Source organism: Tritonibacter litoralis (genome assembly GCF_009496005.1).
GTDB lineage: Bacteria > Pseudomonadota > Alphaproteobacteria > Rhodobacterales > Rhodobacteraceae > Epibacterium > Epibacterium litoralis.
In genome coordinates this window covers 867,931-879,496 of the sequence record NZ_WIBF01000001.1, presented here as the reverse complement: position 1 = coordinate 879,496, position 11,566 = coordinate 867,931, and the positions used below count along the sequence as shown (strand labels likewise).

Genomic DNA, 11,566 nt, shown 5'->3' with positions numbered 1-11,566 from the left:
AAGCTGGTCTCCATAGCAGATACCAGCTTGAATCACGCATGAGCCTTCGTGTGAATCCCTTTTGTCAACATGACCTAGTTTAGAGCCAAAACCAGAAGGCGCACAGCGGCCAAAGCCAACATGGTGAAGGTGAGAACCATGCCCACGATCCGCGGAATGAGCGAGCGTTCCTGTCCGCTGACACCTATGAAATGGCTCACGCGCCCCACAAGCAACATGGCGCCAAGGCAATGGATTTGCCAGCTTGCCACCCCTTGTGCTTCGCAAAGGGCCATCAGAACCAGCCCTATCGGTACGTATTCTGAGAAGTTTCCCTGGACACGCGCGGCTCTGAGCAGGGGTTCGCTTTTCCCTGTCCCAATCGCCACTCTTTCAGAATTGCGGAGGATAATGACGCGTGCGGAAAGGAAGATCAAAAAGATCGTCAATACCGCCGCATAGAAGGATGTCACAACAAACATTCGGGTTCCTACTTCAAATTTACCTTTGGGTCGTCCACGGGACGTAGGGCACGTTTGACGGGAAGCAGCAGTAAACTTGAAAAAAAGCATCGGACGCCAAAGCTGTGGCGGGCGATCTTGCGTCAAGCTTTGACGAGATGTGATGAAAGAAACCTGGTCTTTGGTTTCAGCCAAGGGGACGCAGCAATTGGCCGGGCCCCCTTGGTCATTCTCTTTATAGGCTAGATCACTCCAGCTCGATCAGCAGATCCTTGGCATCGATCTGGCCGCCCGCCTGCACGTGGACCGCGGTGACGGTTGCGTTGCGTTCGGCGTGGATGCCGGTTTCCATCTTCATGGCTTCGATGGTCAGCAAAAGATCGCCTTCCTTGATCTCCTGACCCGGCTGTACCGCGACAGAGGCGACAACACCTGGCATCGGCGCACCGATGTGGTTGGGGTTGCCAACTTCGGCCTTTTTATTGGCGACCTGTGTGGCCACCGCTTTGCGGTTGGGCACGCGGATCACACGGGGTTGACCGTTGAGTTCAAAGAAGACTTTGACCTCTCCCTTGTCGTCGGTCTCGCCAATGGCCTGCAGACGGATTTCCAGCGTTTTGCCGGGGTCGATTTCCGCCGTGATCTCTTCACGGGGTTCCATCCCATAAAAGAAGGTCTTGGTTGGCAAGGTGCGCACGGGGCCATAGGTCCGGTGACGGCCCATATAGTCCAAAAAGACCTTGGGATACATCAGATAGCCGTTCAGATCCTCATCATCGACCTTGAAGCCTTCCAGCTCTTTGGACAGCGCGGTGCGGGTGGCTTCCAGATCAACCGGTTCCAGATGCGCGCCGGGGCGTTCGGTGTTGGGGGCGTCGCCCTTCAGTACCTTGTTCACGATACCGGCCGGGAAGCCGCCCGGAGGCTGACCCAGGTTGCCGCGCATCATGTCCACCACCGAATCCGGGAAGGCCACATCGGTTTCCGGGTTCTCCACATCGGCGCGGGTCAGGTTCTGAGAGACCATCATCAGTGCCATGTCGCCGACCACTTTGGAGGACGGTGTCACTTTGACGATGTCGCCAAACATCTGGTTCACATCCGCATAGGTATGCGCCACCTCGGACCAGCGGTCTTCAAGCCCCAGAGAGCGCGCCTGTGCTTTGAGGTTGGTGAACTGACCACCGGGCATCTCGTGCAGATAGACCTCAGACGCTGGCGCCTGCAGACCGCTTTCAAAGGCTGCGTATTGCGCGCGCACCTGCTCCCAGTAACCGGAGATTTCCCGGATGTTTTCGATGTCGAGGCCAGTGTCGCGGTCGGTATTGCGCAGACCTTCGACGATAGAGCCCAGGCACGGCTGTGAGGTGCCGCCGGAGAAGGCGTCCATTGCTGCGTCGACCGCATCCACGCCCGCATCCGCGGCGGCCAGAATGGTAGCACCGGCGATGCCCGAGGTGTCATGCGTGTGGAAGTGGATCGGCAGGCCGACCTCTTCTTTCAGTGCTTTGACCAGAATGCGGGCAGAGGCTGGTTTCAACAGGCCCGCCATATCCTTCAGGCCCAGAACATGGGCACCTGCAGCTTCCAGCTCCTTGGCCATGCCGACATAGTATTTGATGTCATATTTGGCGCGCGCGGGGTCCAGAATATCACCGGTATAACAGATGGTACCTTCGCAGATTTTCCCCGACTCCACCACGGCATCCATTGCGACGCGCATGTTTTCGACCCAGTTGAGGCTGTCAAACACGCGGAAGACATCAACGCCGGTGACCGCGGCCTGGCGCACGAACTCCTGCACCACATTGTCCGGGTAATTGGTGTAACCAACGCCGTTGGACGCACGCAGCAGCATCTGTGTCATCAGGTTCGGCATGGCTTCGCGCAAATCACGCAGACGCTGCCACGGGCATTCCTGCAGGAAGCGATAGGCCACGTCAAAGGTCGCACCGCCCCAGCATTCAACCGAGAACAGCTGGCTGAGGTTCTGCGCATAAGCCGGAGCCACTTTGATCATGTCGTGGCTGCGCATGCGGGTCGCCAGCAGCGACTGGTGACCGTCGCGCATGGTGGTATCTGTCAACAAAAGCTGACGCTGGGCCTTCATCCAGTCGGCAACAGCTTGCGCGCCTTTTTGCTCCAGCAGGTTGCGGGTGCCATAGGGCATCTGATCGCGGGCAACCTTGGGGGCGCGCGGCTCTTTCAGATCCGCGGCAGGCTTCACACGGCCTTCGGTTTCCGGGTGACCGTTCACCGAGATGTCGGCGATATAGGTCAGAACCTTGGTGCCGCGGTCTTTGCGTTTGGCGAACTGGAACAGATCCGGCGTCTCGTCGATGAATTTGGTGGTGTATTCATTGGACAGGAACGTCGGGTGCTTCAGCAGGTTTTCCACAAAAGCAATGTTGGTCGACACGCCGCGCACCCGGAATTCGCGCAGGGCACGGTCCATACGGGCAATGGCTTTTTCCGGGGTCGGGGCCCAGGCGGTGACTTTGGTCAGCAGTGAGTCATAATAGCGGGTGATCACACCGCCGGAATAGGCGGTGCCGCCGTCCAGGCGAATGCCCATGCCCGTGGCCGAGCGATAGGCGGTGATGCGGCCATAGTCAGGGATAAAGTTGTTCAGCGGATCCTCAGTTGTCACGCGGGTTTGCAGCGCGTGGCCGTTCAGGCGGATCTCATCTTGGCTGGTTTTGCCGGTGGCCTCAGCAATCGGCTTGCCTTCGGCGATCAGGATCTGCGCCTGAACGATATCGATGCCGGTGACTTCTTCGGTGACGGTGTGTTCCACCTGAACGCGGGGGTTCACCTCAATGAAGTAGAACTTGCCCGTGTTCATATCCATCAGAAATTCAACGGTGCCGGCACATTCGTAGTTCACATGGGCGCAGATCTTGCGGCCCAGTTCACAGATCTCTGCGCGTTGCTCTTCAGTCAGGTACGGGGCAGGCGCGCGTTCAACCACTTTTTGGTTGCGGCGTTGAACAGAGCAGTCGCGTTCATACAGGTGATAGATCTCACCATGTTTGTCGCCTAGGATCTGGACTTCCACGTGTCGGGCGCGGGTGATCATCTTTTCCAGATAACCTTCGCCATTCCCAAAGGCGGCTTCGGCCTCGCGGCGGCCTTCCAGAACTTTTTCTTCCAGCTCATCCTCAGACAGGATCGGGCGCATACCGCGACCGCCGCCACCCCAGGAAGCCTTGAGCATCAGAGGATAGCCAATTTCGGCCGCCTCTTTCTTGATGGCTGCCATGTCATCGCCCAGAACCTCGGTTGCGGGGATCACCGGCACGTCGGCCTGAACCGCAACCTTGCGGGCCGAGGCCTTGTCGCCCAGGGCGCGCATGGTTTCCGCCTTGGGGCCGATAAAGGTGATGCCGTTGCGGGCGCAGGCGTCCACAAACTCCGGGTTTTCCGACAGCAAGCCGTAACCCGGATGGATCGCATCCGCGCCGCATTCCTTGGCGACCCGGATGATTTCGTCAATCGACAGATAGGCTGCAACAGGACCCATGCCTTGGCCGATTTGATAGGCCTCATCCGCTTTAAAGCGATGCAGCCCCAGTTTGTCTTCCTCGGCATAAACGGCGACAGTCTTCTTGCCCATCTCGTTGGCTGCGCGCATCACGCGGATCGCGATCTCGCCACGGTTGGCAATCAGAATCTTGTTGAACTCGGTCATGTCTTCTCCCCGTAAACTCGGTTCCCGCAGAGTGTTAGGCAGAAGAAGCTGTGCGGTATACTCGTATTATACGGTATTCCTCGGCGGATTTGCGACTTTCGCCCAAAAAATAAAGAACTTATCGCCCATGAACAAAAATGTATCGAAACATTTTTGGAGCTGGATTTCACAATTTTGCAACAACGTGGAGTGGAATTGCCGCCAGACCATTGCAAACGCTCCGAATCAAAGTCGATTTTTTCGAGGAAAATCAGTTATGCTAGCGATAACATGTTAGCGCCTTGAATTTTCCGCTCGACGCATGCTTGCGGGTGAGGCTGTGTGATACAAATGGGGTTACAATTTCCCTGGAGTTTCGTGTAGCTTAATTTGTAAGCATGCGATGCTCAAGATGCCGCGCTGCGGCAACGCCCGTCAGGCCAAGCTGACCCATGTTTGCGGCCAGATCCTTGGACAGGATGCTCAGCAGATGAGCCGGGCCCGAGGCCCCAAGCGCGGCCAACGCAAAGTGGAAGCCGCGCCCCATCATCACCAGATCTGCACCCAGCGCAAAGGCGCGCAGGATGTCCAAACCCGTTTCCACACCGCTGTCAAAGATCAGCGGCAGGCTGGTTTGCGCACGAATGTCGGGCAGGACTTCAATCGACGCCGGTGCTGCATCAAACTGGCGTCCGGCATGATTGGAGACCCAAAGCGCATCCACGCCCAGCTGTTCCAGCTTGGGGGCGTCTTGGGCGCGCAGGACACCTTTGACAATCAGCGGCCCGTCCCAATGGTCGCGCAGCCAGGCGACATAGTCCCAATCCGGAGAGGTCCGCAGCAAATAGCCGATATGCGCCGTGGACGATCGGGCGGTCATTGGCGTTTCTGTATACGCATCCAGGGTTCGCATTCTGGGCATGCCGCGGCTGGCCATGCCCAAGGCCCAGGCCGGGCATTGGGCGACCTGCGCCAACAAACGCGGCGTAAGGCGTGGCGGTTGGGTCAGGCCAGAGCGGGTCTGACGTTCCCGGCGCGATGCAACCGGGACGTCAACCGTCAGGATAAGTGCGTTAAACCCAGCGGCGCGCGCACGGTTCAACATATCCTGCCGAATGTCGGGGTCTTTGGGCGGGTACATCTGAAACCAGGCTTGATCACCCACATGGGGGGCCAGGTCCTCGGGCGATTGGCTGGCAACCGTGCTGAGGCAATAGGGAATGCCCGCTTCGCGCGCGGCACGGGCCAAATGCCCTTCGGCATCGGGCCAGATCAGACCCGACATGCCAATTGGGGCCATGCCAACTGGTAAGGGGAGGCGCCCGCCCATCCAGGGAACCGAAAGGTCGCATTCCAGCGGGCCATGCAGGATCGATGGCATCAAGCCAATTTTATCCAGCTCTGAACGGTTGCGGGATTTGGTGGCCTCGGCCCCGGTACCGCTGTCCAGATACTCCCAGACAAACCGGGGCAAGCGGCGGCGGGCGCGGTGGCGCAGATCCTCTAGGGCGGGGTAACGCTGGTCCAAAGTCATGCGGGTATCATCCTGCGATTGGTCCCCCTGTCCAGATGAAATCCCTTAACGCGTTAAAAAATGGCGCTTGCCCTCTAGCAATGCGGTGGCGGGCTGATCAGCCATATCGTTGCCGTGCGAATCCGGTTATTTCGGCAAGCGGCGGAAAAGTCGCGAACAGAGTGTGAACATCCTCTTTTCGCTGTGATTGAATCAGGCTAGGATCGCGCGTATGAGCACTTTTGACGAAATGGACGCCTTTGAGGGCGCCTCGCTTTCTTCTCGCGCTATGGCGGCGCGCCCGATGCCCTATTTGGATGGGTTGAACCCGGCCCAGCGTGAGGCCGTGGAGTGTCTGGAGGGGCCGGTCTTGATGCTGGCTGGAGCAGGCACGGGCAAGACCAAAGCGTTGACCACGCGGATTGTGCATTTGTTGAACACCAACAGCGCCCGCCCCAACGAAGTTTTGGCGGTGACCTTCACCAACAAAGCTGCGCGTGAGATGAAAAACCGTGTTGGCGCGATGATGGGGCAGGCGATTGAAGGAATGCCCTGGCTTGGCACCTTCCACTCGATCTGCGTGAAACTGTTGCGTCGCCATGCGGAGCTGATTGCCATGGATGATGGCAACGGAGTTATAGAAGAGGCGCGCCCGCCGCTGCATCTGAAGTCGAACTTCACCATTTTGGATACGGATGATCAGATCCGTCTGTTGAAACAGCTGATCCAGGCCAATGGTATTGATGACAAACGCTGGCCTGCGCGGATGCTGGCAGGCATTATTGATGACTGGAAAAACCGCGCGCTGACACCGGAGAAGGTGCCCACGGCGGATGCCGGAGCCTATAATCACCGGGGCCCCGACCTTTATAAGCAGTACCAACGCCGCCTGCTGGAGCTGAATGCAGTCGATTTTGGCGACTTGTTGCTGCACATGGTGACGATTTTCCAGACCCACCCGGATGTATTATCGCAGTATCAGCGTTGGTTCCGGTTTATCATGGTGGACGAATATCAGGATACCAACGTCGCCCAATATTTGTGGCTGCGACTTTTGGCGAGCGCGCATCATAATATCTGTTGTGTGGGAGATGATGACCAGTCGATCTATGGCTGGCGCGGGGCCGAAGTGGGCAACATCCTGCGGTTTGAGAATGATTTTCCCGGCGCAAAAACCGTGCGGCTGGAGCAAAACTATCGCTCAACAGAACATATCTTGGCCGCCGCTTCCAATGTGATCCGGGGCAACCAGGGGCGTTTGGGAAAAGAGCTGTGGACTGAGGCAACCGGCGGCGAAAAGGTCCGCCTGATTGGTCATTGGGATGGCGAGGAAGAGGCGCGCTGGATCGGGGAAGAAATCGAGTCCATGCAGCGCGGCAGTCGCGGCGTGCGGCCGATGGACCTGGACCAGATGGCCATCTTGGTCCGCGCCTCCCACCAGATGCGCGCGTTCGAAGACCGTTTCCTGACCATTGGCTTGCCCTACCGCGTCATTGGTGGCCCGCGTTTCTATGAACGGATGGAGATCCGCGATGCCATGGCCTATTTCCGGGTTGTGACTTCGCCGGATGATGATCTGGCATTCGAGCGGATTGTAAACACGCCCAAGCGTGGCCTCGGCAACAAGGCGCAGCAAACCATTCAAAGCGTGGCGCGCAGCAATGGCGTGTCCTTGGTCGAAGGCGCCCGGCTGGCGGTTGAATCGGGTATGATCAAGGGGAAGGGCGGCGCCGCCCTGCGCACATTGGTCGAAGATATCCGCCGTTGGGGCCGATTGGCCGGAGATGGCGATATGACCCATATGGAGCTGGCCGAAATCATCCTGGATGAGAGCGGCTATACGACCATGTGGATGAACGACAAAACGCCAGAAGCGCCGGGGCGGCTTGAAAACCTGAAAGAACTGGTCAAAGCGCTTGAAAGCTTTGAAAACCTGCAGGGGTTTCTGGAGCATGTGAGCCTGGTGATGGACAATGACAGTCAGGACGCGGAGCAGAAGGTCAGTATAATGACTCTGCACGCCGCCAAAGGTCTGGAGTTTCCCGCCGTCTTCCTGCCAGGGTGGGAGGATGGGCTGTTCCCGTCGCAACGCTCTATGGATGAAAGCGGCCTGAAGGGATTAGAGGAAGAACGCCGCCTGGCCTATGTGGGCATCACTCGGGCCGAAGAGGTCTGCACCATTTCTTTTGCGGGCAATCGCCGCGTGTTTGGTCAGTGGCAATCGCAGCTGCCGTCCCGGTTTGTGGATGAGCTGCCCGAGGATCACGTCGAGGTGCTGACGCCGCCCGGTCTCTATGGTGGTGGTTATGGTGCGGCGGCGCCGGTGAAATCTACCATTGACGAGCGTGTGGCCCAGGCGGATGGCTATAACTCACCCGGCTGGAAGCGCATGCAGGCGCGGTCCGGAGAGCGCGGCCTGTCGCAACCCAAAGAAAGCCGCACCCAAGTGATCGACCTGGACGCAGTCTCGGCCCATACCTTGGGCGATCGGGTGTTCCATCAGAAATTTGGCTACGGCGCTGTGGTTGGCATCGAAGGCGACAAGCTGGAGATCGATTTTGAAAAAGCGGGCACCAAGAAGGTGGTCGCGCGGTTTGTCACCTCTGATTCCGACGTGCCGTTCTAGAGCTGTTTTCCAGCTGCGTGACATCGTTGTTGTCCTTTGCATCTGGAAAGGCTGCGAAGCGGCTAAGCCAAAGGGGCGGGTTTTGACCCGCCTTTTTTATGTGTGTGGCCGACCTCACGCGGCCTGAGGGCAGCCTGGGGTACGTGTCGTGAAACTGTCTTCATGTTGAGGTTGTGATATTTTCACAAGCACGGCTCGCCTTCTGCGGGTGCGACCTGGGCGTTGTTACTGTCAATGATTGCGCATCCCAAACTTGCCTGAACGGCCACAGGGAAGAGGTGTCGTGATGTAAGAGGGGCGATCGCTGCATGAAGACATAAAAAAACGGCGGCACCAGGGAGGAGGAGGGGTGCCGCCGTTCTTGTTAACATCAGAGCAAGGGAGGAGGAGGAAGCCCTGATGTATGTCTGGCCAATTGGCCGTATAAGTCGCGGTGGCATCAGGGAGGAGGAGGATGCCACCGCTAAAGACAGGCCCTAGGGAGGAGGAGGAAGGGCCTGATCTCTCAGTTAAATATTGTCATATGCCGCTTCAAGAGCGACGCGTTTAATCATGCTGCGAGATAGGCCAAGATCGGCCAGTTCGCGGTTGCTCAGGGCGCGAAGTTCATTCAAAGACTTGCGATAAATGGCGTAGGCTTTCACCTTTGCAACCAGACCGCCGACAAAACCGCTCTGTGCGTTTTGCGTCAGGCTCATTGAAGTGGTGTGTGCTGTTGCTGCCATCGTCGTGTTCGCTTCGTCGTATGTTTGCGTTTCGCTGTTGAGATTGAAAATAAACAATTGCTGCGATTGCACAATGACCGTGTTGGCAAGCCCGCTATGCGGTTTGTGCATGGGTCATTTCCCAAGGGCCGGAGACGGTGCCTCGAATTTGCATCGAAATGGCGCGGTTGCTTTTTTTTTGGCATCCAGGCGTGATCTGGGTGCCAGCTTTCTTGAAATTCAGCGACTGTGGGATGTTGGGTCTTGCTTTGTGAGATCCTATATAGAGCGCGTTACGTAAAAGATGGGGCAAAAATGCAAGATTTGATTCGAAAAACTTTGGACGGTTTGCCCTTTCCGGGGTCTGGATCGTTGATAACAAACGATATTGTCCGCGCCTTGCGAGTCGAGAGCGGTCAGGTCTCGATGGTATTTGAAGCCCCCAGTGCCGCAATTGCGGCGCAAATGGAGCCTTTGCGACGTGCGGCCGAGGCTGCGGTTCTGGCCTTGGATGGTGTCGACTCGGTTTCAATTGTACTGACCGCGCATCAGGGCGCGCCTGCGACCAGTGCTCAAGGTCTCAGGACCAGTGCTCAGGGTCTCAAACTGGGCGGTCATATGAAACCTCAATCCGGTGCGATGCGGCCATCAAGCGTAAAGCGGATCCTTGCCATCGGTTCCGGCAAGGGGGGGGTTGGTAAATCCACCGTCAGTTCAAATCTTGCGGTGGCATTGGCGCGGCAGGGGCGGCGTGTTGGTCTGTTGGACGCGGATATCTATGGTCCCAGCCAGCCCCGCATGATGGGCCTCACACAGCGCCCCAGCAGCCCTGACGGGCAGATGATCGAACCGCTCAAGGCGCATGGGGTGACTGTTATGTCGCTCGGATTGATGGTTGCCGAGCAAGAGGCGATCATTTGGCGGGGTCCAATGCTGATGGGGGCGCTGCAGCAGATGATGACGCAGGTCAACTGGGGTGAGCTGGATGTGCTGCTGGTTGATCTGCCACCAGGCACCGGGGATGTGCAGCTGACGTTGTGTACCAAGTCCCAGCCGACCGGGGCTATTGTGGTCAGCACCCCGCAGGATGTTGCGCTGTTAGATGCGCGCAAGGCGCTGGACATGTTCGCCAAGCTCAAGACGCCGGTTCTGGGTCTGGTAGAGAATATGTCGTTCTTTGCCTGCCCTGATTGCGGTGGGGTCCATCATATCTTTGGCCATGGCGGGGTCGCAGCTGAGGCGGAGCGGTTGGGGGTTCCTTTGATCGGGTCCTTGCCGATTGATCTGGAAACCCGTTTGGCGGGCGATGCTGGCGCGCCTGTTGCTTTGGGCAGCGGCGCAATGGCTGAAGCTTACGAGCAAATGGCGGCGGGGCTGATCCGGGGCGGCATGGCCTAAATCCCAATAACGCAAGATCTGGCGTTGAGCGGGTCGCCATTGGCCCGTTTGGCGAAATGGGAAACCTTGGGAACGCCTGGCGCGCGCCTGAGGTGTCTGCGCAGCATCTGCGTGTGGGAAATCATGGGAGGTCTGGGAAGTCGTGGGATTTGCCTGCGAGAACCAGGAACGAATCACTTTAGTTGGGCTGAATCCACGTCTTTTTGAGAACGTACGGGGAACGCATGCGGATGCGGTTGTTCTTCGCCAAAGAATCTCGGGAAATTATGGGAGTTTTTTGATGGGTGCAAGTCGCCACTAAATGTAGGTGGTTAATGTCATTGCGCCACCACATTGAGCGGATTTTGACATAATTTTGACCTGAGGTGAGTCGCTGGCACGCGCTTGCAGCAGCTTTCTGACGCTCAGCTATAGATATTAGTAGTTGCCAGCCCATTAATTCCCATGATATCCCTAATCTCATCGAAAGACGGAGAGCTGGGGCAGCAAACGACCCCGACCAAAACTAAAAATAGCAGGTTTCATACAGGCCTTCGCTTTTTCGAAAAAAGAGAGATCCGGCGCGCGGGCGAGCAGACATCCCCCCAGGTGGCGCGCGCAGTCGGACACCCGCTCAGCGGGCTGTGGAGGCGGGTTGATCAGTGGCAGCAGATCAACCCGCCCCTTTTCATTTTGGGGGAAGGGACAGCGCCAAAAGGCGCAGTAAAGGAGCGGTCGTTTGGGTCGCAGGTTCAGAGGCGAGGGCCACCACAAGGTGGACACCAAGGGGCGGGTATCTATTCCGGCCTCCTTTCGCCGTGTGCTGGAGGCATCCGACCCGAACTGTGAACCCGGTGGCAATCCTGAACTGGTGATTGTCTATGGCGACCAGCGCCGCAAGTTCCTGGAAGTTTACACAATCGAAGCGATCAATGAGGTGGACGACAAGATCGACGCCTTGCCGCGTGGCTCGATGCAGCGCAAGATGCTGCAACGCATGTTTCACGGGCAATCCTTCCCGACAAATGTGGATGAGACCGGTCGCCTGGTGCTGCCTGCCAAGTTGCGCAGCAAAATCGAGCTCGACAAAGAGGCCTTCTTTATCGCTGCGGGCGATACGTTCCAGATCTGGAAGCCCGAAACCTATGAGGCGGAAGAGCTGGCACAAGAAGAAAAGTGGATGGAAGATCTGCCCGAAGATTTCGACCCGATGGAGTTCCTCGATGGCTAAGGTGA

The 11,566-nt window shown here is 57.6% G+C and carries 7 protein-coding genes; 3 read left to right on the top strand and 4 right to left on the bottom strand.

Annotation, left to right across the window (positions count from 1 at the left end; genetic code table 11):
• Positions 1–74: 74 nt before the first annotated feature.
• From GFB49_RS04195 to GFB49_RS04185, 3 genes are all read right to left on the bottom strand, one after another.
• Positions 75–461, bottom strand: a complete 387-nt coding sequence (locus tag GFB49_RS04195) for an MAPEG family protein (RefSeq protein ID WP_153214508.1) — start codon at positions 459–461, stop codon at positions 75–77.
• Between the two features lie 226 nt (positions 462–687).
• Positions 688–4,131 carry a pyruvate carboxylase gene (locus GFB49_RS04190; protein WP_153214507.1) on the bottom strand — a complete coding sequence of 1,148 codons (3,444 nt, stop codon included), beginning with the start codon at positions 4,129–4,131 and terminating at the stop codon, positions 688–690.
• Between the two features lie 364 nt (positions 4,132–4,495).
• Positions 4,496–5,644, bottom strand: a complete 1,149-nt coding sequence (locus GFB49_RS04185) for an alpha-hydroxy acid oxidase (RefSeq protein ID WP_153214506.1) — start codon at positions 5,642–5,644, stop codon at positions 4,496–4,498.
• A 211-nt stretch (positions 5,645–5,855) separates the two neighbouring features.
• On the opposite strand from GFB49_RS04185, the gene GFB49_RS04180 reads away from it, so the two are divergent.
• A complete protein-coding gene (locus tag GFB49_RS04180; RefSeq protein WP_153214505.1) occupies positions 5,856–8,249 on the top strand; it encodes an ATP-dependent helicase in 2,394 nt (797 codons plus the stop codon).
• 509 nt (positions 8,250–8,758) lie between these two features.
• Here the strand turns inward: GFB49_RS04180 and GFB49_RS21455 are convergent.
• A complete protein-coding gene (locus GFB49_RS21455) occupies positions 8,759–9,085 on the bottom strand; it encodes a DUF1127 domain-containing protein (protein WP_425505180.1) in 327 nt (108 codons plus the stop codon).
• A 183-nt stretch (positions 9,086–9,268) separates the two neighbouring features.
• Between GFB49_RS21455 and GFB49_RS04170 the strand changes: the two genes are divergently transcribed.
• A complete protein-coding gene (locus tag GFB49_RS04170) occupies positions 9,269–10,351 on the top strand; it encodes an Mrp/NBP35 family ATP-binding protein (RefSeq protein WP_153214504.1) in 1,083 nt (360 codons plus the stop codon).
• Between the two features lie 718 nt (positions 10,352–11,069).
• Complete coding sequence (gene mraZ, locus GFB49_RS04165) at positions 11,070–11,561, top strand: division/cell wall cluster transcriptional repressor MraZ (RefSeq protein WP_153214503.1); 492 nt, start codon at positions 11,070–11,072, stop codon at positions 11,559–11,561.
• Positions 11,562–11,566 lie beyond the last annotated feature (5 nt).

Coding starts and splice junctions, on each gene's coding strand:
- GFB49_RS04195 (WP_153214508.1), bottom strand. CDS start 461: ATGTTTGTTGTGACATCCTTCTATGCGGCGGTATTGACGATCTTTTTG.
- GFB49_RS04190 (WP_153214507.1), bottom strand. CDS start 4,131: ATGACCGAGTTCAACAAGATTCTGATTGCCAACCGTGGCGAGATCGCG.
- GFB49_RS04185 (WP_153214506.1), bottom strand. CDS start 5,644: ATGACTTTGGACCAGCGTTACCCCGCCCTAGAGGATCTGCGCCACCGC.
- GFB49_RS04180 (WP_153214505.1), top strand. CDS start 5,856: ATGAGCACTTTTGACGAAATGGACGCCTTTGAGGGCGCCTCGCTTTCT.
- GFB49_RS21455 (WP_425505180.1), bottom strand. CDS start 9,085: ATGCACAAACCGCATAGCGGGCTTGCCAACACGGTCATTGTGCAATCG.
- GFB49_RS04170 (WP_153214504.1), top strand. CDS start 9,269: ATGCAAGATTTGATTCGAAAAACTTTGGACGGTTTGCCCTTTCCGGGG.